Source organism: Chitinimonas prasina (assembly GCF_030160395.1).
GTDB classification, from domain to species: Bacteria; Pseudomonadota; Gammaproteobacteria; order Burkholderiales; family Chitinimonadaceae; genus Chitinimonas; species Chitinimonas prasina.
This window is the reverse complement of the sequence record NZ_BSOG01000002.1, coordinates 186479-210894: the sequence shown is the minus strand read 5'-3', so window position 1 is coordinate 210894 and position 24416 is coordinate 186479. Positions and strand designations below refer to the sequence as shown.

The window sequence follows — 24416 nt, the reverse complement described above, 5'->3', positions numbered from 1 at the left end:
AGATTACCGGGCAGCCCGCCCGGTAAAGCCCGGGCGCGCCTGATCATTGCGCCATATGCCGACGCAGAAACTCATTCTGTTCCTGCAAATCTCGCGCCAGTTGCACCGCGATCATGAATTGCAGCTGATGGCAGATGGGGGGGGCTGATTGAAACAGGCTATGAAAGCCATCCTGGGTCAGGGCTGCGATCTTGACCGGGCCATGGGCTACGCATGTGGCGGCAGCCGGCATATCGTCCACCAAGGACAACAGGCCGAAGATTTCCCCTTCACGCAGGTCGCGCACGTCGTAGTCGGTCTCGTTGGGCCTGTCACGGCGGATGATGCCGACTGAGCCCTCAAGGATGATGAACATGGCCCCGCCGTATCCGCCTTGATGGACAAAGACAAAACCATCGGGACAGTCCTCCACCTCCAGGGCCGCTATCAGGGCATCGGTGTACTGATCGTTGTAGGCCTCAAAGGCCGGCAGGTTACGCAAAAACGGTTTCAGTTCCATAATTATTTCCCCGCCAACTTACCGATGGCAGCAGCAGAGATGCGCAAGCGCGCAGCCAGCAGGCCGATCAGATCGGACAACAAGGCATTGGCGATGTGGTCGTTGTCGCGTATCAAACGGTCAAAGTCCTGAAAATGCAGTTTGAGCGCGCTGACTGGGGTCAGGGTCGTCACCGTCGCACTACCCAGCATGCTGCCGGACAGCACCGAGACTTCCCCCAGCCATTGTCCCGGCCCCGCCGTGCCCAGCGAGAAGGCCTTGTCGCCTTCTTCCAGCGATACCGACAATTCGCCTTCCAGTATCAGATAGAGCGACTCCACCGGCATCCGGTCACGAAACAGTTTTCGGTCTGGCGCCAATTCAACCAGTCGACATGCCGCCAGCAGGCTGTCTATATTGTTGTCGCCCAACTCTGCCGCCAGTGCCGGGAAGGTGCGTACAAAGAGTTGTTTCATGGGGATACCACTTTCTTCGAGTATATGTTCCCAGACAGCCCGATAATGTATAGCCCGCGCCGTTAGACTACGCCAGCAAGCAGAACAGCCATTTATGCGCTACAAGGTTCAATGAGTGATGCGTAACTGATGGTCCCTAAGCCGGTCCGCCCCGCCGAAAGCGAAGATGAAGACGCCCACCCGCGCATTCCACCCGACCACCTGGCCCATAGCCGCCAAACTGGCGGCCTTGCTGCTGTTATTCAGCCTGTTGCCCATGTTGGTGGCTTCAAGCTATACCCTCAAGGGTAGCCTTGCCAGCCTGGAAGCAACCGAACATCGGAATCTGCAACAACTGGCGGCCAGTCTCGCCGGTAGGCTGGACCAACTGATACTTGATAGCCAGCACTTCCTGGTTTACATGGCTGTGCATGAGGCCGTGACCAAGTTAATCGTTGATCCTAACCCAGCTAACCGCCTGGCAGTAGAGACAGAGCTAGGCAAAATTGCCAACTCCAACAGCGACATCGAGTTACTGATGGTGCTAGACGACAAGGGCAATGTCCTCGTCGCCAGCCATCCACAGTTCCTGGGGCGGGATTTTCACTTCCGTGATTACTTCAAGCAGGCCATAGGCGGCAGCCTGTACATCTCCGATATCGAAGTTGGCGCTGTCACCCGCCAACCCGGCGTATTCTTCTCCGCCCCTATCCCCAACCCCGAGGGCAGGACGGCTGGCGTGGCCGTGCTGAAGCTGCGTGGAGAGGCAGTGACCGGCATTCTGCAGTCAGCCCGATCCAGCAGCAGCCGTTATGCCTTCCTCACCAATCGTGAAGGCATGCTGGTTTACCACCCGGACGACAAGCTGTTGTACCGCAGCCTGACCAAGCTGCCGCCGCCGGTGGAGCAGCGTATCGTCAAGGAACGGCAGTTCATGCTGGACCGCATCGAGTCGCTGAACCTGACCGACCTGGCCCGTGCGATGGTGCCTGCTTCGCAACCCGGCAGCGTCGCCTATTTTTCGCCCTATAGCGGCCAGCCTGAAATTGCCGGCTATGCGCCAGCCCGGCACCGCTGGGTGGTAGGCGTGAACGAGCCGCAGTCCGTGTTTGCAGCCCCACTTAACCGGCTCTCCTGGCATGTTGTCCTGGGTGTTCTGGGCATAGGCGCCCTCTGCATCCTGGCGGCTTTCGGGCTGTCCCGCCTGCTGATGCGCCCGGTGCACTCCCTGGCCCATGCCGCAGAAGCCATGCGGGCGGGAGATTACGAGCAGGCCAAGGCCTTACCCTACTGGCAGGATGAAATGGGCTCGCTCGCCAATACCTTTAACGACATGGTGCGCAGCGTGCAGGAGCGGGAGCGGGAGCGCGATATCTTTGGTCGGGTGGTGTCGCCCGAGGTACGGGAGAAACTGCTGTCAGGCGAGGTCAAGCTGGGTGGCGAAAGCCTCAAGGTCACGGTGCTGTTCTCCGATATCCGCGATTTCTCCACGTTATCGGAGCAGATGACGCCCGAGCAGGTGGTCAGCTTCCTCAACGAATACCTGTCGGAGATGGCAGAAGCGGTCAAACCCTGGGGGGGCTACATCAACAACTTCATAGGCGACGCTATCGTGGTGATCTTCGGCGCGCCGATCGCAGCACCGGGCCGTGAGTGGGCGGCTGTCGCCGCCGCCTTTGACATGCGGGATCGCCTGGGCAAGCTCAACGACCTGCGCGAGATGCGCGGTGAAATTCGCCTGGAGAGCGGCATAGGCATCAGCACCGGCGAGGTGATCGCTGGCCAGGTCGGCTCCATGGACCGTTTCCTCTATACGGTGATTGGGGATGCCGTAAATGTGGCCGCAAGGCTGGAGGCGCTGACCAAGGAGCTGCGCCGCGACATCCTGATCAACCCCAGCACTTTTGAAGGCATACGCTACCGGCCCGAGGCACAGGTTGAAGGCATGGGGCAGCACAAGCTCAAAGGGCGGCGCGAGGCCATCGAGGTGTACTCAGTGTCGCGGGCTAGCTGAAACACGGCTGCCGGGTACGATTCACCATGGGCTAGGCGACGCTGTCGCCTATCATGCTACGTTGAACCTGCTTTCTGGATAGCCACCATCTTGAACCCACGACACCTGCCCAGCATCGTCCTGCTTGCCAGTATTCCCGCCCTGGCAGCAGACCCAGCTGCCCTGCCCTCGCCAGGTAGCGTGGAACGGTCGCTCAAGCGGCCGGAAGCCGCACCCAGGCCACCGGCCGAGGTGCTGTTCCGGCGTGACGACGGTGCTAGCGAGCACGATCCCAAGGGGCGGCGCTTTCGCGTCAATGGTTTCGATTTCCGTGGCAACAAGGTGATATCGGAATTCCGTCTGAAGCGTGTGTTAGAGCGTTTTCTGGATCGTGAACTCAATCTCTACGATCTGGGCCGCGCCGCCGATGCTGTCAGCGAACACTACCAGCAGGCGGGCTACCCGCTGGCACGCGCACTGGTGCCGGCCCAGCGGGTAACAGATGGCTTGGTGCGCATAGATGTGGTCGAAGGGGTGCTGGGAGAGGTCAGGGTCGCAGGCAATAGCAGCTACGGTACACAGTTTCTGCTGGAATTCGGTGGCGAACTGCCGGCAGGGCAAGCCATTGCCCAGGCCCCACTGGAGAACAAGCTGCTGTTGCTAAACGACCAGCCTGGACTGCGTGCCCGCGCTACCTTGGTGTCGGGCAAGCAGTACGGTAGCAGCGACCTGCTGATACAGGTGGAGGAAAAGCGCTTCAGCTTCGATGCAGCCCTCACCAACGGCGCCCGCAAGGAAATCGGCCAGACACGGCTGGACATGACGGCCAACTTCAACAATCCATTGGGTTATGGCGACCAGCTAAGCCTGCGTGCCATCCTCAGCGAGCGCGATCTGCTCAAATACGGCAAGCTTTCTTACAGCCTGCCTATTGGCGATCAAGGCGCACGCCTCAGTCTGAATCATTCCCGTGTGAATTATGACGTGGGCGGTGCCTTGGCGCCCTTGGCGCTGCAGGGAGAGGTCGAGACCTCCGAGCTGCTCTACAGCTATCCCCTGTTACGCTCGCGCGAGCGGGATCGCAGCCTGGGCCTGGGCTATAACTACCGCGAACTGCAGCAGAATGCACTAGGTGTCACCGTCTCGCGCAAATACCTGGCTCTGGCTAGCCTGACCTGGCGGGAACGCTGGTTCGACCAGGATGGTTCCGCCTGGAATTGGCGCCTGACCGCCTCCAGCAATGGCCGTCGCTACGAACCAGCCGACCCAGGCATCACCATTCCCCCGGTCAACCCCAACGATCCCCCGCTGGTCATCGTCCCACCCAAGCCTGGGCAGCAGAATGCCGAGCGCCTGCGTTTGGAGGCGTATGCCGATGCCACGGCGGCTCTGAGCAAGCAGTGGGATGTATTCGTCAAAGCCCAGTGGGTCTACAGCCGCAATACCCTGCCAGATAGCGACAAGTTTGATATCGGTGGCCCAGATAGCGTGCGTGCTTACAGGCCATCCGAGATGCGTGGCGACAGCGGCGAAGCACTGACGCTGGAGGCCAGACGCCAGATCGCCCTATTCGGTCGTGCTGCACAGGCCAGCGTGTTTGCCGATTACGGACGGGTCATCTACAAGCAGCGCGGCTTTCGCAATGGCAGCGACGAGCTGGGTGCCGTAGGTGTCGGACTGACGGTGTACCCCACCAGCAATAGCACGGTTAAAGTGGAATATGCACACGCCGCAATGAACAACTATCGGGCTGACGACGGCAAGCAAGGCCGCCTGTGGTTCAACCTGAGCGCGAGCTTCTGATCATGCCTATACGAGCCCTGCCCTTCCGGCCCACCCTGCTTGCGCTGGCTTACCTGGCGGCACTGTCCGTCCGGGCCGAACTTCCCTCCACACCCACCGTTGTCTCTGGCGATGTAACTTTCAGTCCGAATGGGGCGGTAGTCACTCAGGCCAGTGATCGTGCTATCGTCAATTGGGGCAGTTTCAGCATCAGCGCCGACCAGTTGATGAGTTTCCTGCAGCCTGGCAACCAGTCGGTCATGCTCAACCGCGTCATAGGCAATGATCCCTCCCAGATACTGGGTCAAATGCAGGCCAACGGGCGCGTATTCCTGGTCAACCCCAACGGTGTGTACTTTGGCGCTGGCGCGCGGGTAGATGTCGGCGGCCTGCTGGCCACCACCATGGACATCCGCAATGAGGACTTCCTGGCTGGGCGCTATGCCTTTCATGGCAAGGGCAACGCCGCCACCGTCATCAACGACGGCAGCCTGCGGGCGGCCGATGGTGGCTTTATCGCCCTGGCAGGCGACCGGGTCATCAACCGCGGCCTGATCGAGGCACGCCTGGGCAGTGTGTTCATGGGTGCAGGCCATGCACTGCAGCTGGATCTGGGCGGCGACGGCCTGATCAGCTACGCACTCAGCCAAGAGGCGCTGGGTGAGCTGGCTGGTGCCGCTAACTCGGGCCAGATACTGGCCGATGGCGGGCGCGTCATCATGGCGGCGCGCACGGCACGCTCCCTGGCGGGCAGTGCAGTGAACCAGGCGGGACTGATACGGGCGCAAGGCGTTGCCGGGCAGGACGGCGAGATAGAACTGCTAGGCAGCGGTGGCAATGTGAGCATGAGCGGCCAACTGGATGTCAGCGGTGCCAGCGGTGGTCAGGTTCGGCTGGAATCGGATGCCACCACGGTACTGACAGGTACGGTTGCTGCCAGCGGCAGTGCCGACGTCGGCGGCAGGATAGCCGTATTGGGCCGGCAGGTTGCATTAACTGATACCGCCCGGCTTGATGCCAGTGGCCAGCACGGCGGTGGCCAGATACTGGTAGGCGGCGACTGGCAAGGCAAGGGCTCGGTTGCCAACGCGCAGCGGACGCTGGTTCAGGCAGGCGCACAGCTGCTTGCCGATGCGACCCAGCAGGGCAACGGTGGCAAGGTCGTGGTATGGGCCGATGGCGATACCCGCTTTGCTGGCCATATCAGCGCCCAAGGGGGGGCGCTGGCGGGTAATGGGGGTGCGGTCGAGGTCTCTGGCAAGGACAAGCTGGCATTCAATGGCACGGTGAATACCACCGCAGCCAACGGCAACACCGGCTCACTATTGCTGGACCCAAGCAGCCTGACCATTACCAATGGCGCAGCAGCAACCGGCGACCAGGCCGGCAGCGTGGCCGATGGCACCCTGTTTGCTGCCGACCCAGATACCAATCCCAACACGCTGGCCGAACAGACGCTGGAAGGCCTGGCTGCCAATACCAATGTGGTCATCGAGGCCGCCGGCGAGATTCTCCTGAAGGATCTGACCGACAACCTGCTCAACATGAAGCAGACCAGCGCAGGCAGCCTGCGCATCACCTCTACGCAGTCGGGCGGCATACGATACGAAGACGTCAATGACGAGATACGCACGGCAGGCGGCAGCATTACGCTGCAGGCACTGGGCAGCGGCGCGCTCAATATCGGCAAGCTGAACTCCGGCAACGGCAACATCACCCTCAAGTCTTCCGCTTCGGCCTCGCTGGGTCATGACATCCGCGCCGGATCAGGTAGCATCACCCTGGATATGGCCAACGGCGCCCTGCAGACCACGACCAGCACCGGCCTGTTTGCCAGCGGCCTGCTGCTCAAGGGCAGCGGCTATTTCCGGCTGCTGAGCTATGGTGGTTCTGGCTTCTATACCTCGACCAACCAGATCGGCACCCTGGCCGCCAGCCTGACTGGCGGCAGTGTGCAGTACTCGGGCAACTCGGCCATCAGCCTGGGTTCTGTGGCCGGCGTGAACGGCTATACCAGCGGCAATGGCTCGCTACAGGTTTACAACAACAACGGCATTACCTTTGCCCAGGATGTCAACCTGGGCTCCGGCACCGGCTTTTTCCTGGCGGGTGCCAATGCCGGACTAAATCAGTCTGGCGGCAGCATCATTGCCGATGGCCTGATGCTGAAAGGCACCGGCAATTTCAATCTGGCTTCTGCCGGCAATGACGTGAATGTATTGGCAGCCGACACCAGCAACGGTTCCATCACCTTCCGTGACAAGGACGAGCTGGCGGTAGGCAACGTCTGGAACTGGGTCATAGGGATATCCACCCAGGGTGGCAACCTCAGCCTGCGCACCGGTTCGCCCACTGCCACGCCCGATTACAGCAAGCCATTTGGCGATGCCGCCAACCCGGCCAGCCTGAAGATAGACAACAACGTCAACCTCGGCGGCGGGCAGCTGACGCTGGAACTGGATCAAGGCGGTGTACTGCAGCGCAATGTCGCCGGCGAAACAGCCGGCTCCATCGTCGCCGGCTCGCTGGTGGTAAAAGACCAGGGCAGCAGCAGCAAGGTCAATACCGTCAGCCTCAGCAACGCCAACAACCAGATTGATGTCCTGGCAGCTTCGCTCAATGGTTCGTTCTTCTATACTGGCGCGCCACGTACGGGCAATACCGTCACCATCGGCACGGTGGGCGGCATCAATGGCATACGTACCACGTCCAATACCATCGTCGCCCCAGCCGATAGCACCACCACGCCACCCAAGCCGCCTACCTACAATACCAACAACGTCTCGCTCTCCATCGGTGGCAACCTCAATATCAGTCAGAACATCACGACGCCCGGCACCTGGACCGATACCAACAATGTAGTCACCACCAAACAACGTGGCTCGGTCACCATAGGCATAGGTGGAGACTTCCTGGCACGTACCATCAACGGCGCCATGATCTATGGCAACTCGCTGGGGCTATTGGGCGAGGTTGGCCAGGGCACCTTCAATATCAAGAGCGAGGTCGAAACCCTGGTTGCCGGCGGTGGCAAGGATACCGTCGTCGACAATAGCAGCTATACCGGCCTGCTGGCCGCCGCCGCTATCGGCGCCGTCAGTGATGCCATCGACCTGAAAGTACCTACCGGCACCAGCTCGAACAGCAGCAGTACCGTACCGGGCTCGCCAGGCGCAGGCGGTACCAGCAGCGCCAGTGGGGGCACCACCACGACTACCGAGGTTTCGCTGGATGCCGTCAATAAGCCCGTTGGCAATTTCTACCTGACCACCGGTGACGACCTGCGCATCATCAAGCTCAACAGCAGTGGTGACACGCTGTTCCTGCGCGCCAACAATATGGACGTAGTACTGGATGCCGCCACCAAGAATGGCGCCCGTATCATCCTGCAGCCCTTTGGGTTGAACCGCACCATTCGGGTCAGGGCCGACGACCCCTCCAATCCCTATGCTGCCGGGGTCACCACCGACACCACCTATACTTGGGAAACCCTGCTCAAGTTCACCAACCTGACCTCTACCTTCTACTTTGGCGCCCGCCCCTATTCGCTGACCGATCCGATCGCAGCCGGTCAAATTGGGGCTTACAGCGGCTTTATCCGCATAGGCGACAACGGCAAGGCCAATCTTTCCTATCGCAGCATCTCGGCCCAAACAAGCGGCGATATCCAGGTCGACCAGATAGGCCGCCTCTACAACCTGCGCCTGTTGGGGCGCAACCTGCTGGTGAACGGTTTCGAGACCTTTGGCGACCAGATACATCTGATCTCCGACACCCTGGTCATGAATGGCGACAGCAGCCAGTACATCAGTGCCGATAACGTCAAGATCGTGTTGCGCAACCTGGGGGACCAGACCATTTGGGTGGGAAACCGCCCCGCCAGTGCCGCCTATGGCAACGAAACCGAGTACAAGGCCGATCTGCTGAACAAGTTCAATGCCAAGGGCACGATCATCATCAGCGGCACGCCAGACATGCCCTTTGGCAGTTCGCCCACCAAGTACAACCCTGTCTACACCGATATCCACGTCGCCGATGGCAGTGGTTTCAACCTGGGCACCCGTACCCTGGAGCTCGACACCCCCAAGAGCATCGTTGTCCACAACACTCCCCCCACCATTGCTTACAAAGGCAATAGTGGCCAGCGGGGCGCCACCTGGACCGGCTGCAACGCCGGGGTTGCCAGCTGTGGGGCCACCAATCCCGAGCCAGACAGCACCCCGGACGGTGGCGACTCCGGTGACGGTAGTGGTACGGGTGGCGGTGGCAGTGGCGGCAACACAGGCCCAACAGCTGGGCCGGGCAGCGGTTCGGGTGGCGGTTCGACCGGCAGTGGGAATGGCACCGGCGGCACCGGAGGTGGTTCCGGTGGTACCGGCGGTGGTGGCTCAGGCAGCGGCTCGGGCGGTGGCTCGGGTGGCGGCGGCGGGAGTGGTTCCGGCGGCGGTGGCGGCGGCAGTGGCTCCGGCTCCGGTAGTGGATCAGGCTCTGGCGGCGGTGGTGGCTCAGGTAGCGGCTCCGGGTCCGGCTCGGGCTCAGGTGGCGGATCGGGCTCCGGCGGTGGCAGCGGCTCAGGTAGCGGTTCGGGTAGCGGCGGTGGTGGTGGCGCAGGCGGCGGATCTGGCGGTGGCGGCGGAGACGACGACGGCGGTGGCGCCGGTGCGGGCTCCGGCGGTAGTGGCTCCGGTAGCGGCTCAGGCAGCGGTGGTGGTGGCAGCGGCGGGGGTTCCGATGGCACCGGTGGCGGCACAGCCAGCGGCGGTGGCTCGGGTGGCGCAGGCAGCGGCGCAGGCACCGGTAGCGGCGGTTCTGGCTCCGGCTCAGGTGGTGGTGATGGCAGCGGCTCAGGCGGTAGCGGCAGTGGGGGCTCGGGCGGCGCTGGCGGCAGTGGTAGTGGCGGATCCGGCTCCGGTAGCGGCGACGATGGCGATGGTGACGGCGCTGGCGCAGGTGGCGCCGGTTCCGGCAGTGGTAACGGAGGTAGTGGTAGCGGCGGCTCAGGCAGTGGCTCGGGTGGCGATGCAGGCGGCGGCAGTGCTGGTAGTGGCAGTGGTGACGACGACGGTGGAGACGGTGGTGGCGCCGGTGGCAGTGGCTCCGGTAATGATGGCGATGGCGGCGATGGCAGCGGCAGTGGTGGCTCCGGTAGCGGCGATGGCGACGGCAGTGGCTCCGGCGGTGGTAGCGGCGGCGATGATGGAGATAGCGACGGCGGTGCCGGTAGCGGCGGATCGGGCAGTGGTGACGACGGCTCTGGTGATGGCGCAGGTGGCAGCGATGGCGATAGCGGCAGCGACGACGGTTCGGGCTCTGGTGGCAGTGGCGACGGCGATGGTGACGGCGGCGGCTCTGGTAGCGGCAGTGGTGGCGGCGACGACGATGGCGGCGGCGCCGGCAGCGGTGGCTCGGGTAACGGCGATGACGGCAGTGGTGATGGCGCTGGTGGCAGTGATGGCGACGACGGTGGCGATGACGGTTCCGGCTCGGGTGGCAGCGGTAAGGGAGACGGTGACGGTGAGGGCAGCGGCGGCGGCGGGTCGGGCAAGGATGACGATGGAGACGGCGGCGCAGGCAGTGGGGGTTCCGGTAACGGCGACGATGGCGACGGTGATGGCGCGGGCGGCAGTGGCGGCGAAGACGGCGGCGATGATGGCTCCGGTTCGGGTGGCAGCGGCAAGGGCGGCGACGACGGTGATGGTGGCGGTAGTGGCGGCTCGGGCAACGACGATGACGGCGAAGGCGGTGCCGGGTCGGGCGGCTCCAAGGGCACGGGTGGCGGCGGCGATGACGAGGGCAGTGGCGGCGGTGGCGGCAGCGATGACGAGAACGGCGCCGGATCAGGCGGCAGCGGCAAAGGCACCAAAGGTGATGGCAACGGCCAGGGCGATGGCCAGGGCGGAGACGATGGTGGCCGTGACGGCGGCGGAGATGGCGACGATGGAGAGGGGAATGGGCAGGCAGACCGTAGCCTGGCCGATAACGGCATACCCTGTACCGAGATGCCGCTCAACAAGCGCCCTATCGATGAAAAGACGGCCGGTGAAATCGACCTGAGCGGCGGCCGTGGATTGGTCAAGCTACGTGGCGAGGGTGTCAACGTGCGCAAGGACTGCGAGCACAAGCCCGCCAAGGATCAAGCTGCACCGATCAAGACGGCAGCTCGCTGAGTACCTGTTTAGAGCGTGTTCGCGATTTTTTCACTCCGTCGCTGGAGCGAAAAGATCGCGAACAGGCTCTTTGGTCTTTTCGCCTCATTCCGGCAAGCCGAAAAGCGTTGGACGGGCTCCAGCCAGGGTCACCATGGGTGACTAGTAGGGCAATCGCGCCCGACAAGTAGTACCAAGGCAGACATCGTCGGAAAACAGAAACAGGGCACAACTCAGGTGCCCTGTTTCTGTTTAAACCCTTTGCTGGCAGTAACGGTTTCCCCCACCCGTCACCGCGCTCCCTCCCGGACAACAGGGGTGGTTTTGCGCATGCCGCCTGGCGAGCCCTCCCCTATGGTATTTCAGGTAGCCCTATCAGGCAGGCTTCTACCTTACCGCTGGTTGAGAGCCTGGGGGCCATCATGTGGGGCAGACGGCAGGATACACCCGCTACTCCTGATAGGCCGGCAGTTGCGGCACAGGCTTGGGAGGCGGCTCAGACACCATGGGGCCATAGGTCTTGGTGTAGAGGTAGCTCAACACTAACAAGCCCACGGTCAGGCATACCCCTATCTTGGTCAGCAGATTGGCCGGTGCGGGCGGTGGGCCATAGCGGTTCTCGCCATGCTTGCCTGGCCATAACCAGAACAGCAGGTTGACCCCAGGCACCAACACCAGCAGGGCGACCCAGCCCGGCAGGTTAGCATCATGGGCTCTTTCCACCGACCAGAACAGCAAGCCCGCCATCAACAGCAAGAACAAGCCAGCGCTCCAGATCTGAAAGGCGCCCGCCACCGACTCCGGCGGTAGCACCATGGTCAGGACGGTGATGATCAAGGACAGGCTAAGGGTGTAAAGAATCGCCAGGCCCAGCACACAGGCAATGTAGCGGATACGTCCCATGCGGCCACTGGGCCAGGGTAAGCGGCGGCGACCTTCCGGTGGTTTGCGGGAAGGTGCAATCGGTTGATAGTCCACCTCGCTCATGGTGCCACCCACTTGCCTGGGTTTTGGAATGGCGATTGCATGCGCATGACGGCTTCGGCTTCGATAGGCAGGTAGTAGTCGCTGTCTGGCCTATCGGTGCAGGTACGCGTGGTCGAGCTAGCACCGTAGCTGCGCAGCATCCCTGGGGCATCCCTGCTGACGGCGGCCGGCGTGCCCGGCGGGTCCACCGCCAGGTTGTAGATCAGCTTGTTGATGATGGGCACGAACATGCGGTAGCAAATCCGCACGTGTATCTTCAAGATGTTGGCATCCTGCACGTTCAAGCCACCCTTGATTGCCGTGGCATCCCGATACATCAGGTTATCGTTAGGTATCTCGCTGCCGGATTCGGAATCGCCCTGGTGGGCCGTCAGCAAGGCGGACGTGGGGTTCACGATGGTGATGCGGGTCAGCTTGGTATTGGATACCAGATTATGTGCACTCAGTCGTGCCTTCTTGATCATGGCCATGTCACGGCTACCTAGGCTATGGGCAAACATGGGCGTCAGCCCAGCCTCCATGCCATCCAGTATGGCGTCCATCTTGCCATTGCGTAATGCCCCCTCGCGCACCGCTACCGTGGCCGCGTAGTTCAGGGTCAGCTTGGCCTGGTAGATAAATCCCATCTGTATGGCACCCAGAGTCAGCAACAGCAAGATAGGCAGGGCGTAGAGGAATTCGGGCATGGCCTGCCCATGCAGGCGTCGCCGCATCATGGCTTGGCACTCCCCTGCGTGCCCTGTGCCTGCTCCAGCAGTTGAAGCACCTGAGCCGCCTTGCTGCGCAAGACCTCATCATCGGCAGCCAGGCTGTGAGCCTGCATCATGGCTGCCGCAGCTTGACGCTGCCGTATCACGCCCAGGTTATGCCAGGCGCGGGCATCATGCGGCTTGATCATCAGGCTGCGCTGGTAGGCCTCGGCAGCCTGTTCTGGACGGTCTGATCGGGCATAGAGATTGGCCAGGCGAAACCAGGTTTCCGCATCATTGGGCGCCACCCTCAACAGCCCTTGCAGCAGCCTTTCCGACTTTACGTCATCCCCCTCCTGATGGGCTGCCTCTGCCTCCCTGTGCATGGCATAGGCATCGGCAGCATCGCCGGTAATGGCGGCTGGCATGGCCGAGCAGCCCGCCAGCAGGGTGTGTAGCAGTGTGGGCAACCACAGCCGGGCTATCAGGCGCTTCATGCCGGTCGCCAATGCAGTTGCTCGCCCGCCACCAAACCCAGGCGGGCTATGGTGCCAGGTGCCATTTCCAGGGTGGCCGTAGCACTGAGGCAGCCCGCCATGCGAGCCGGACGCAAATGGCTGACCAGCTTGCGCACCCTGCCCTGTTTGTCCACAAAGGCCAAGTCCAGCGGATAGGCCATCCCCACGGTATGTATCAGTCTGCATGGTTGTATCAACATGCCTTCATCTGCGGCCAAAGGCGGTCTGCCCAGCAATCCCTGCATGCGTTCGGTCGCACTCTCCGCCAGCCACACCTTGCCCAGCAACAATGTATCGCCACGCCAAGCAGCCAACTGCTTCAAAGCATACCTTCCTGCATGAACTTCATGACTATGGGGAAGGCCAGTACGATAAACGTCACCGGGAAGATAAACATGATCAGAGGCAGTATCAGCTTGACCGGTGCCTCCATGGCCAGCTTCTCGGCACGCTGAAAACGCTCGATACGGCGCTGCTCGGCTTGCATGCGCAAAACCTGGCCCAGACGGGCCCCCATCTTTTCGGCCTGAATCACTGCCCCCACAAAGGCCGTTATCTCTTGCATATCCAGCCTTGCCTCCATCCGGCGCAGCGCGTCGGCGCGCGGCACACCCGCACGCAGATCACGCACCACCATATAGAACTCGTGCCGCAGTGCCCCTGCTGGGCCTTTTTCCATCGACTGCTTGATGGCGCCCGTCAGGTTCAAACCCGCCTCTACACCCAAGGTGATGAAATCCAGGTAGACCGGCAAAGACTTCAGTACTTCCTTGCGGCGCTTCTTGCGCACATCCGACAGCCAGATCAGGGGGTAGAAATAGCCCAGGAATGCCACGACGGCAGCCCAATGGTAAGCCTGTGAATGCAAGGCCGAGATACAAAACAAGGTCAACGCGCCAGCAATAATCGCAGACAGCAGACGCAGGGCGTAGTATTGCTCGGCACTCATCAGATAACCCACACCGGTTTCGCGCAATGATTTGTGTGCCCGCTCCAATAAATCCGGCGGAAATCGCGAAGTGAAGTGGTACTCCAAGAAGTTCACTCCCGGCCAGATCAGCCGCAGCATAGGGGGTAGCTCGTCCATATAGGCACGATCCTCGCTCGGCACCTCGCGCTTGAGCTGGCTCATGCTATAGAACATCAGCAACACGCTCACACCGATAAGCGCACCGATCAGCAATCCGATAAAGGTCGTGGTCATACGTCTATTGTCGTGATCTTGCGGATAAACCAGTAGCCCACCAGTTCCATCACGATGATGACGGTGAGTGTCCCATAGCCTATCCAGGTGTTGAACAACGGTTCCATGGCCTTGGGCTCGATTGCGCGCAAGGCCAGCATCATCAGTATGGGCAGGCCCGTCATGATCACGCCCTGCGCCTTACCCTGTGCGGTCAAGCTGCGTATCTTGCCTTCCATGATGGCTTTATCGCGCAATACCCCAGCCAGCGATTCCAGTATCTCAGCCAGATTCCCACCCACCTCTTTGGAAATCCGCATGGCCGAAATCACCAGCTGAAAATCCTGCTGCGGGTTACGTCGCTCCATATTCTGCAGGGCAGTATCGAAATCCACGCCCAGGCGCTGTTCGCGCAGCATCAGCTCGAATTCCTGGCTGACCGGTGGTTTGGATTCCTTGACCATGGATTCCAGCGACACATTGAGGCTGGCACCAGCCCGCATGGCGCCCGACACCATCAGCAGTGCATCAGGCAATTGCTGCTCCAGCCGCTTGAGCCGACGGCGCCCCAAGAAACCCACATACCACTTGGGCAGGAATACTGTCGCAATCAGGGCGCCAAAGGCAAAGACCGGGTTGCCGGTCAGCACCCAGACTATGGGCGGCAGGATGCAGGTCAGTGCCACGTTGTAGCGGAACATCTTCTGCGGGTCGAGAAAGATGAACATGTCGGCCAAGGTGGTGGCCGTGGTCAGTTCAATGCTGGCGCGTTGCTTGTCCAGATAGCTCTGTACCGCCTTGTATACCAGCCAGGCAGTGATCAGGGTCACCAGGAAAATCAACCCGAGCAGCAGTGTCATCGCCGTATCTCCCCGCCCTGGAAGATGCTCATGTCGACATCCATCCCCCGCGCAGCCAGATCCTGATAGAAGTCTGGCACGGCACCCGTCGAGATATGCCGCCCCTTGACCTTGCCGTCAGCACCGAAACCTTCTTGCTTGAACAGGAAGATGTCCTGCATCTGTATCATGTCGCCTTCCATGCCGGTGATCTCGGTCACGTGCGTCACTTTGCGCGAACCGCAGGAAAAACGGTTCTGCTGCACGATAAAGCGCACGGCCGACGATATCTGCTCGCGTATGGCGCGGATGGGCAGGTCCAGCCCCGCCATCATCACCATCACCTCCACCCGCGCCAGGCAATCTCGCGGGGTGTTGGCGTGGGCTGTGGTAAGCGAGCCATCATGGCCGGTATTCATGGCCGTCAGCATATCCAGCGCCTCCCCACCACGGCACTCCCCCACCACGATACGGTCAGGTCGCATCCGCAGGCAGTTCTTCACCAGATCGCGTATCAGCACGGCGCCCTTGCCCTCGGCATTGGGCGGGCGGGACTCCAGCCCCACCAGATTGGGCTGGCTCAGCTTGAGTTCGGCTGCATCCTCCACCGTCACGATGCGCTCATCATCGGGGATATAGTTGGACAGCACGTTCAGCAAGGTCGTCTTGCCCGAGCCCGTCCCCCCCGAGATGATGATATTGGCCTTCTGCTCCACGATGGTGCGCAGGAACGCCAGCATGGTCGGCGTCATGGATCCGAACTTGATCAGGTCCTCGCCATGCAGCTTGCTCTTGGCAAACTTCCGTATGGTGATATTGGCGCCCTTGAGTGCCAGGGGCGGAATCACCGCATTCACCCGCGAACCGTCCTTCAGGCGGGCATCCACCATGGGCGAGGATTCGTCAATGCGGCGTCCCAAGGGGGTCACGATGCGCTCAATGGCACTGACCACAGCCTGATCCGAGGTAAAGGTGATATCCGACTTGGTCAGGCGTCCCTTGCGTTCAACAAAAATTTCATCAAAGCGATTCACCATGATTTCGGTGACTGCATCGTCCGCCAGCAAGTCCTCCAACGGCCCCAGGCCCACGACTTCGTCCTGTACCTGCTTGACCAACAGATCACGGTCAAAACCTTCGGGTATGGTCTTGTCGTTGCGAACGATCTCCACCAGCATCAGCCCCGTATTGCGGCGCAGCTCTTCTTCGCTCTGGCTGGCAATATCGATGCGACGCAAATCCATCTGCTTGATCAGCTCGGTATGGATGCGCTTGAGCAGACCTATCCAGATCTGGTGATGGCCAGGATCACGCACTGCTTCAACTTCTTCGGTCACCGTCGGCACCATGGCTGGCGCCGCAACGGCTGCCGGCTGCGCAATGGCACTGGCCACGGATGCGACCGTTGCTGTCACGGGTGGTGGTGCCGGCTCGTCCAGATCCATCACCCGCAACTCATAGCCGCAGATATGTATCACGTCACCAGGCTTGAGCGGGCCATACAGGCTGGCTTGCTTGCCATTCACCTCGGTATTGCCCTTGGGGTCCAGATTCTCCACGTACACGCCGTCTGCCCGGCGATGGATGGCGGCATGGCGCTTGGCCACCGACCAACCCTGCAGGATGATGAGGTTCTCGTCGCTCTTGCCTATGGCACAGCTATCGATGGTGCACTCGAAGACATTCTCGGCACCGCGCGGTGTAGTTACCAATACATTCAGCATGGTGCGTCCTCAATCCAGTATCTCTGACTTACCCACGCTGCGCTCAAAGCGCTCCCGCATACCGTCGCTCTTCTCAATGCGTTCACGATTGAGGGTAGACGCCGGATCTATCACTGTAGGCGTGACCAGGATGACCAGGTCGGTGCGGCTATTGCGGAAGTTGTCCGACCGGAACAGCTGACCTATCACGGGTATCGAACCCAGGCCTGGCACCCGCGAGATATCCTTGGACATCTCGCTATTGATCAGGCCAGACAGGGCAATGGTCTGCCCGTTGCGTACATTGATATCGGTGCTGGTCTTGCGCGACAGCAGACCCGGTGCACCATCTACCGATACCGAACTGTCGATGGAACTGACCTCGGTATCCACCGCTGCAGAGACATTCCCTTGGTCATCGGCCACCGGCTTGATGGTGAGCTTGATGCCGTAGTCCTTGTATTCGATGGAAGTCGAACCCAATGCGCCGGCAACCCGTATGGGGAACTGCCCGCCAGCAAGGAAGCGCGCCTCACCGCCAGAACGAGCCGACAACTCGGGTTCTGCCAGGATATAGGCGTCACCATTGTTCTTGGCGATATTGATGGTGGTGTTGAGCAAAGACGAAATACCCAGGTAGGTGCGCAAGCCCCGGTTGCCGGTCTGGATGGGTAATATCCCCTGTATCGGTGCCTGTATACCCGTGCGGTTCTCGGAACCCCAATTGCCCAGGAAACCCACTGACGGCCCGGCCATTGAGCCTGGCCATTGCACCCCAAGGTTCTCAAGCAGGGAGCGCTTCATCTCCACCACCTGCACCTTGAAGTAGATCATTTTCTTCATCGAGACATCTTCAGCAGACACCAGGCTCACCACCTGCGGGTAGAGTTTGGCTACCAGGGCGATGCGCTCCAGATCCGTCTTGCTGGCCGTGCCGCTGATAACCACATTGCCACCGATCTGGCTGAGCTTCAGGCCGGGTACATCCTTGAGCATGCTGGCCGCAGCCTGGTAGGCCCCCTGGCTGTCACGGGTCACAACTCGGACTATGTACTGCCGCCGTGGCCCCTTGCCCGACCAAAGCATCATGGAGGTATCGCCTTCCTTCTCGGCCAGCAACAGCAACTCGCCTGTTTCCAGCGCACGGGTAGAGACTATGGCGCCGTTGCCAATGGCGACTCGGTCCAGCTTGCCGGCGGGGATGGTCTTCAGTTCGCCGATGAACATCTTGATTTCGGTAACGCCCTGAGGCGCCTCGGCAACTGGTGCCGGCGCCTTGACGGTAGCGGCCATTGCCACAGGCGCCAGACCGGCAACTGACAGCAAGGCAAGGGTGCAGATGGGTTTGCGCATGTTGTAGGTATCCCGTCGCTCGTTATTTTTGCGTGTTGGTGTTGGCTGCCGGCGCCGTAGGCATGATGTTTAACGGCAAGCTGGCCGGCATCCCGACAGGATTGGGCGCACCTGCAGGGGGTGCCATCGAGATACTGCCCATGCCGCCCGACACGGGAATGTTCAAGCTAGGCGTCACGCCCTCGGAGCCACCCTTGCCGCCGATGATGTATTCGATATAGGCATCCACATCACCGGTCACCGGCATCTCTATGCGTGCCGCCGCGGTCGCCTTGGCCACGGCCTGGGTCCGCGCCGCAATATTGCGCATCAGGTCACCTGCGCCGGAGGAGTCGTATTCGCTGGCAGGGTCGCTGCTCTTGATCGCATCCTTCTCGTTGCGCAACACCGCCCGCAGCTTGCCCATCTCTTGCGCCATCACCAGGCTCATCGCCTGGCTGGGATTGACCTCTAGGGTATAGGTACCATAAGTCGAGCGACGCTCCTGGCCGTTGGCAGGGTCATCCCTGACAACCTTTTGGCCGGTTGCCAGCACTTTGACGCTCAGCATGAAGGGCACCACCATGCTGCTGCTTTTGCCTCCCGACGGATTATTGGGGGCTGCGTTGGCGCTCTGCTCCATGATCAGCATCAGATCAATCAGGTTGCCGGGCTGCACCATATGCGAGATCGAATTAAGTTCGTCGGTCTCTATGGTCATGGCGCGCGTGCCGGTCTTGAGCGAGCCGGCGAAGTCGGCATAAATCTCGCGCAGATCTGCCCGCAACAACGGCCTGCCCTGCTTGACCGGCCGAATCAATGCCAGGCCTTTGTAGTTCTCGAACTGTTCAACGGTGACGGTATCGTCATAGACCAGATCGCCAGCTATCTCTCGTGAGGCGACGACACTGAGGTCTATAGGCGAACCCGCCGGCAGATCGCTGGTGGGAACCACTACGGCAACCGTAGGTCCCTTACCTCGAACCTTGGCTTCTATCTCGCTCTGGAGCGTACGCTCCTGCAGCCGCAGATACTGCACAGTGAGAAACATGGCGAGCAGGCCGAGCAATATCGCTGCGACCAGCATCACCCAGGTTCGATTGACCTTGGCAAAGTTGAGCTTCATGACGGGCGGGCGTCCTGTCTGGGCTATTCGTATGGATGGCAACCGAGTGATCGCCGCTTGTTATGGTTGTAACTACGATGCTGCAGGGTACTGCTCAGCTTGCTGTTGTGGGGCTGGATCCCGACATCAGCCTCGCCGCTGTTTTTCTATTGGTCCCAACTGACGGATACTTCACTGATGGGCCAGGTCGGGTTGGTCAAATCCGGGCATTTATCCAAGGTGGCAGACCCGCTGACCGGCCCTACCGACCCACCGTAGACATTCATGCAGTCGGGCACCTGAGCGACCGACATGGCATAGCTGTAGTCGGTAAAATAATCGCGGATATTGCGCATCAGGCCATCCACATTGGCAGTCAACAATACGCCACCCATGCAAGCGGCAATCACAACAATGTATTCGATGCTGGACTGGCCTGCTTGCGCCGTCCGTATTGGTCGGGGTAGTGCAGACATCTTCGGCCCCTTACGGTCTATCCATATAGTTGAATAGCACATTGGTCTGACCCTCGCTGCGGCTTATGGTCAACATGGCCAGATTCTTGTCACGCTTCATATCAAAAACAATGCCTGGGCCGTTCTTGGTGTTGATGCGGCGCTCCATGCTGATCTTCCAACCCTGGCTGGGCAGGTTGTTGCGATAGTAGATGGCATTGCTTTCCATGGTCAGCGCATTACGCAGAAACACGGTGCGGCCATTCTTGATGCCATCCCGGTGCTCGATATCATTCACTACCTGGCTACCCGATGGCATGGGAAAACGTTCGGGTTTGCGCAAGGGGCCAGTATTGGCTTGGCTGACGCTCAGCAAACCGGTAGACCCCATGCCCACCGGCTTGACCTGGAAGGTATAGAAGCACTGCCCCCTTGCCGTGGCAACCGCTTGCCATCCCGCAACAGGATACTCGGTCACTTCGCCCCCGCCTGCCGACCAGACCCGCTTGTAATGGGCAATCATGCTCAGCGGCGACTGGTCGCTATCCACCTGCAGTATGGCCATGGGCACACCGCTGACCAGCATATCCTTGGCTATCCAGTTCAGCCTTGCCTTGGGCGCCTCAAACTCCGGGCATTCGGCAGCCTGTGCCAGCAATGCGACGCTAACCAGTACGATAAACAAATACTTGATCATTTCACTCGGTCTTCCGGGACTTCATCAGGTGCGATCTTGCCAATTTCCAGCTTGCGGGTAGACAACTCAGGCGCCCATATGGAGAACACGGTCTGCACCACGTTGAGCAATGAGATTTCGCCTATGGTTGGAATATTGACCTTCTCGGCCAGCAGTGAAAGCGGCGTCAGGCCCTTTACCTGCTGTACCACGCTGGTCTTGTCATCGGCGCTAGCGCCATCGGCCGTCCAGCCATTACCCAGCACGATGGCGGTTTCCACCATGGGCTTGCGGGCCAAGGCCGTGCTCATCAGATAGGTATTGGGATTGTAGCTTTCTGGGCTGACCGTGACCGTGGCCGTGTACTTGCCCCCCATTTCCAGGGTGAATGGCCCCAATGTGGCAGCCAGACTGGCAATCGGCGTCAGCACCCGATTGATGGTACCGGGCGCGCAATCGTAACCGGTCATGGCTGCCACCATGCCACCTGCCGGGTCGCATTTCTGGCCAACCTCGCCCGATATTTGTGCATAGCTAAGCATGCTCTGACCATTGCGGTCCTGCCACAGCGCCTTGCGCTGACCACTACGGAAATCGCTGCTACCGCTATCGGAACTGCTGAAGGTGCTGGTGGCCGAGGTACGCGACAGCAATCGGCTCCCTATCTCCGCCTTGATCTGGGCGTCGGTCTTTTCATTGGCTATCCAGGCATTGGTAAACCCGAACCAACCTATCTCGCTGGCTGAGTCACCGCCAAAGAACACCGTACGCTCCCACGCTGCATAGCGTGCCGCCTGCACCACATGGCTGCGTATATCCAGATACTTGGCCAGCACCGGCACGGCCAGGAACAGCGGAACCAGTATCGTGCTGCAGACGATCATGGTTTCCACCATGGCCTGACCGGCTTGCCGGCGTGCGCGCGAGTAGCTCATAGGTGCTGGAACATCATGGAGGCATACTTCTCAAGGAAGCTGTTAGGGGTCAGCCTGGCCTGCCAGTATGGGTTGTAGAGGTTACCCAGTTCCTGCTTGCCGTCTTCACGCTCCCAGCCCTCCCCCAGCTTGGATGGCCGGGAGAAATAGACTTGCGCGCGAGACAGGGCACGCATGCTGTCATCCCCACCAGGCCGGCCATTCTCCATGCCAAATCGACCCTTGCTGTAGCTGCCGGAGTTCGGCAAGGTGCTGGACTTGCGTTCTACTTCAATCAGCAGGCTGGCGCCTTCCAGGTTGTCCTTGGTCAGGTCTCGCACATCAAAATACGGGCGCAGACCCTCACCACCCAGCGTTGTGCCGGCGCCCTGCGGGCGCTGACGCAAGGCCGGCATGGTGGTCATGGTGTGGTTGTAGGCACCGCCATAGGCTTCGCCCGCCGGTGTGGAGAAGTTGTTGTTGGTCCCCAAGGCACCCGCACCGCTGATCTGCACCCCGGCCTGGGCAGAGCCCCAGCCCATGGGCATGGTCGGTATCACGATGGGTATGGGTATGGGGATGCCCAGTATCGATATCCAGAATATGGCTGCGCCGGTAAAGCCTGTGGCATCCAGCGCTGTCCAGGTCTTCTTGGAATACCCCGTGGCGCTGCCGCCCGCAGTGACAGATTTGAGTTCGGTCCCACCCCGGTGCCAGAGCGCCATGAACACCGCACCATTCTGATAGGGAATGAACCTTGTGGGATCGAATACGAAGGGGTTGGGCGTCAGGTAGTAAAACTCTGGGGCGCCATCAGACCACCCATCCTTGGTGCTACGATCGCGCGAGAAGCCATCCAGTGAATTGATAGTCACGCTGGCAAACCGGTCAGCCTCTGCACCATCGCCCTGTTTACCTGCGGCAGGTTTGGTATTCGGATCCTTGCGCTCGGTAAAGCGTAGCCAGTTATACAGCGATACCGCTGCCGTCGCCCAACCGCCCTTGGTCAGGCTGGCCTCCGGGTCATTCATCTTCAGGACATTGTGTTTGGGATCCAGGCTCAGCATGTCCTGTACCGCATCCGGCATGCCGCTGGTATCCAACCCCAGTTTATTGAGTAAACCGTCCCCGGAGGCATTGATCAGATCCATCCCCAAGGTCTGCGCCATCGTCAGGGCAGTGCCGTAGTGGTAGACCATCTGCGCCAGATTCAAGGCCGCATTGATGCCATCCAGCAGTTTGGCCAATATCGGTCCAGTGGAATTCATTACCGTCTGGAAGCCGTTGGATATGCTCTTGTTGATGTTGTATGGGGTCGTCCACATCCATGCCGCCAAGGGGCCGCCCAAAGCAGTGAGCATCTTGGGAACCCAGGCAAATTCGCTGGTGTAAGTCTTGTTGAAATTGCGCGCCCAGGAGGTGAGCCCGACTACTTGTGCAACGGCCACCTGATTGGCCACCATGGCGCGGTTGGTATAGGCCGAAAAGTTGTAATCGCGCGCCTGCGCCTGCGCCGCGCTATAGACAGCCGCATCGGCGGCATTTTGCAAGCGCATCTTGCCCAGCGTCTGCTGGCCCACATTAAAGGTGGCCAACATGACCAGAATGACAACCACCAGCACGATAAGCGAAAAGACCAGCGCCTGACCGCGCTGGCCCTTAAGCTGCACAGCGGAGCGCACTGTACTGGACATGATGACGCCCCGCATCAGGATAGGATGGCTGCGGCTTAGTTGCCGTAGCTACCCATACCCTTTTGTGCTGTTCCTTGGCTACGGGCGCTACCAGCGGCAGAACTGGCTGTACCCCGTGCGGACGATGCACCAGCGGTATCACCAGCCACTTCGCTGGCGAGACCTGATACCTGGGCGCGGATGGTTTGACCGAAGAAGCTGTAGACACCGATAGCCGCCACGGCAATTAGCGCGACGATAATGATGTATTCAGTCATGCCCTGGCCAGTCTGACGCTTGGGCAGGTTGCGCATGGACTGGCGCAGGTTGTCGATTTTTTTCATGGTCGTGCTCCTCGATAGCTGAATAAGGCGGTACGGGTGGTGGAACCAAGGCGAGAAGCGGGTCTGCACCCGACCCTGGCAACTTGCTTCCACCTCGACAATGAAATTAGTCCTCGGCGAGATGAAAGTCAAACCCGGCGCCAGCCTTGACAGGCGCGCTATCCAGCCTAGCCTATATAGATTGAAACAACATGCTCGCTGACAGGATCAACATGATGCGTATTACCCCACTATTCACACTGCTGCTCTGCCTTTCCGCCCAAGCCGACTACCAGGCCGGGAAGGATGCCCAGCAGGGCGGTGACTTTCCCCGTGCCGCCAAGGAATACACGGAATCCGCTAATCAGGGCGACGTCCGGGCCCAGACCGAGCTGGGCGCCATGTATGAGCGCGGTGAAGGCGTCCCTGCCGACTACGCCCGTGCCCAGTTCTGGTACAAGAAGGCTGCCGACAAAGGTTACATGCCTGCCCAGACGTCGCTGGGCTATCTATACGAGCGCGGCCTGGGTCTACCGCGTGACTACTCCCAGGCCATGCAGTGGTACCGCAAGGCCGCCGACAAGGGCTATGCCCTGGCACAAAACAATGTTGGTGTGCTGTTCGAAAATGGCTGGGGGGTCAAACAGGACTTCAGCAAAGCAGTGGAATGGTACCGCAAGGGTGTAGACCAAAACTTGCCCCTGGCGCAGACCAACCTGGGCTTCCTGTATGCCGAAGGTCGTGGTGTGCCCAAGGATGACAACCAGGCCGTCCTGCTATACCGCAAGGCGGCCGATGCTGGCTTTCCGCAGGGCCAGAACAACCTCGGTTACATGTATGCGAGTGGCCGTGGGCTGAAGCAGGATTTCGATGCGGCACGTAGCTGGTACGAAAAAGCCGCCAAGGAAGGTAACGGCCAGGCCATGCTGAACCTGGCGTTGATGTACCAGAACGGCAAGGGGGTCAAGCAAGATAGCGCCCGCGCCATAGACTGGCTCACCCGTGCTGGCAATCTGGGGTATCGCCCAGCCATACAACGCCTGATCAAGATCTATCGGCAAGGACTATGGGGCGAAAAGCAGGACGAGGCCGCAGCAACCGACTGGGAAAAAAAACTTACCTGAGCCCTCGCCCACCTCAAGCATAAAGACCGCCGACAGGTGGT

Annotated in this window: 20 protein-coding genes; 4 read left to right on the top strand and 16 right to left on the bottom strand. The window is 60.5% G+C overall.

Annotated features, from left to right (window positions below):
* Positions 1-43: 43 nt before the first annotated feature.
* Together QQK16_RS08185 and QQK16_RS08180 are read right to left on the bottom strand one after the other, a co-directional pair.
* Positions 44-499: a Crp/Fnr family transcriptional regulator gene (locus QQK16_RS08185; protein ID WP_284195961.1), complete on the bottom strand. Its 456-nt coding sequence runs from the start codon at positions 497-499 to the stop codon at positions 44-46.
* A 2-nt stretch (positions 500-501) separates the two neighbouring features.
* On the bottom strand, positions 502-954 hold the full coding sequence (locus QQK16_RS08180; RefSeq protein ID WP_284195960.1) for a Crp/Fnr family transcriptional regulator: 453 nt from the start codon (positions 952-954) through the stop codon (positions 502-504).
* Positions 955-1120: 166 nt separating this feature from the next.
* On the opposite strand from QQK16_RS08180, the gene QQK16_RS08175 reads away from it, so the two are divergent.
* From QQK16_RS08175 to QQK16_RS08165, 3 genes are all read left to right on the top strand, one after another.
* On the top strand, positions 1121-2947 hold the full coding sequence (locus QQK16_RS08175) for a cache domain-containing protein (protein WP_284195959.1): 1827 nt from the start codon (positions 1121-1123) through the stop codon (positions 2945-2947).
* A gap of 90 nt (positions 2948-3037) precedes the next feature.
* The gene (locus tag QQK16_RS08170; protein WP_284195958.1) at positions 3038-4729 is read left to right on the top strand and encodes a ShlB/FhaC/HecB family hemolysin secretion/activation protein; all 1692 of its coding nucleotides are present in this window, start codon (positions 3038-3040) and stop codon (positions 4727-4729) included.
* A gap of 2 nt (positions 4730-4731) precedes the next feature.
* Complete coding sequence (locus tag QQK16_RS08165; RefSeq protein WP_284195957.1) at positions 4732-10875, top strand: two-partner secretion domain-containing protein; 6144 nt, start codon at positions 4732-4734, stop codon at positions 10873-10875.
* A 429-nt stretch (positions 10876-11304) separates the two neighbouring features.
* Here the strand turns inward: QQK16_RS08165 and QQK16_RS08160 are convergent, their stop codons facing one another.
* The 14 genes from QQK16_RS08160 to QQK16_RS08095 form a co-directional block, all read right to left on the bottom strand.
* Positions 11305-11841 carry a DUF805 domain-containing protein gene (locus tag QQK16_RS08160; RefSeq protein WP_284195956.1) on the bottom strand — a complete coding sequence of 179 codons (537 nt, stop codon included), beginning with the start codon at positions 11839-11841 and terminating at the stop codon, positions 11305-11307.
* Complete coding sequence (locus tag QQK16_RS08155) at positions 11838-12557, bottom strand: TadE/TadG family type IV pilus assembly protein (protein ID WP_284195955.1); 720 nt, start codon at positions 12555-12557, stop codon at positions 11838-11840. Before QQK16_RS08155 ends, QQK16_RS08160 begins: the two co-directional genes overlap by 4 nt.
* Positions 12554-13027 (bottom strand): tetratricopeptide repeat protein, encoded by a 474-nt coding sequence (locus QQK16_RS08150; protein WP_284195954.1) that lies wholly within the window; start codon positions 13025-13027, stop codon positions 12554-12556. The genes QQK16_RS08155 and QQK16_RS08150 overlap by 4 nt, the downstream gene beginning before the upstream one ends.
* The gene (locus QQK16_RS08145) at positions 13024-13371 is read right to left on the bottom strand and encodes a DUF192 domain-containing protein (protein ID WP_284195953.1); all 348 of its coding nucleotides are present in this window, start codon (positions 13369-13371) and stop codon (positions 13024-13026) included. The genes QQK16_RS08150 and QQK16_RS08145 overlap by 4 nt, the downstream gene beginning before the upstream one ends.
* A complete protein-coding gene (locus tag QQK16_RS08140) occupies positions 13368-14252 on the bottom strand; it encodes a type II secretion system F family protein (protein WP_284195952.1) in 885 nt (294 codons plus the stop codon). Before QQK16_RS08140 ends, QQK16_RS08145 begins: the two co-directional genes overlap by 4 nt.
* Positions 14249-15091: a type II secretion system F family protein gene (locus QQK16_RS08135; protein WP_284195951.1), complete on the bottom strand. Its 843-nt coding sequence runs from the start codon at positions 15089-15091 to the stop codon at positions 14249-14251. The genes QQK16_RS08140 and QQK16_RS08135 overlap by 4 nt, the downstream gene beginning before the upstream one ends.
* Entirely contained in the window at positions 15088-16794 is a 1707-nt protein-coding gene (locus QQK16_RS08130) for an ATPase, T2SS/T4P/T4SS family (protein ID WP_284195950.1), read from the bottom strand. The genes QQK16_RS08135 and QQK16_RS08130 overlap by 4 nt, the downstream gene beginning before the upstream one ends.
* A gap of 9 nt (positions 16795-16803) precedes the next feature.
* Entirely contained in the window at positions 16804-18126 is a 1323-nt protein-coding gene (locus QQK16_RS08125) for a type II and III secretion system protein family protein (RefSeq protein ID WP_284195949.1), read from the bottom strand.
* 22 nt (positions 18127-18148) lie between these two features.
* A complete protein-coding gene (gene cpaB / locus QQK16_RS08120; RefSeq protein ID WP_284195948.1) occupies positions 18149-19231 on the bottom strand; it encodes a Flp pilus assembly protein CpaB in 1083 nt (360 codons plus the stop codon).
* A gap of 146 nt (positions 19232-19377) precedes the next feature.
* Positions 19378-19686, bottom strand: a complete 309-nt coding sequence (locus tag QQK16_RS08115; protein WP_284195947.1) for a hypothetical protein — start codon at positions 19684-19686, stop codon at positions 19378-19380.
* Positions 19687-19696: 10 nt separating this feature from the next.
* On the bottom strand, positions 19697-20362 hold the full coding sequence (locus QQK16_RS08110; protein ID WP_284195946.1) for a hypothetical protein: 666 nt from the start codon (positions 20360-20362) through the stop codon (positions 19697-19699).
* Positions 20359-21276 (bottom strand): hypothetical protein, encoded by a 918-nt coding sequence (locus tag QQK16_RS08105; protein WP_284195945.1) that lies wholly within the window; start codon positions 21274-21276, stop codon positions 20359-20361. Before QQK16_RS08105 ends, QQK16_RS08110 begins: the two co-directional genes overlap by 4 nt.
* Positions 21273-22949, bottom strand: coding sequence for a pilus assembly protein TadG-related protein (locus QQK16_RS08100; protein ID WP_284195944.1), 1677 nt, complete (start codon positions 22947-22949; stop codon positions 21273-21275). Before QQK16_RS08100 ends, QQK16_RS08105 begins: the two co-directional genes overlap by 4 nt.
* Positions 22950-22984: 35 nt before the next feature.
* Complete coding sequence (locus tag QQK16_RS08095) at positions 22985-23272, bottom strand: Flp family type IVb pilin (RefSeq protein WP_284195943.1); 288 nt, start codon at positions 23270-23272, stop codon at positions 22985-22987.
* A gap of 212 nt (positions 23273-23484) precedes the next feature.
* Between QQK16_RS08095 and QQK16_RS08090 the strand changes: the two genes are divergently transcribed.
* Positions 23485-24375: an SEL1-like repeat protein gene (locus tag QQK16_RS08090; protein ID WP_284195942.1), complete on the top strand. Its 891-nt coding sequence runs from the start codon at positions 23485-23487 to the stop codon at positions 24373-24375.
* Positions 24376-24416: the final 41 nt, after the last annotated feature.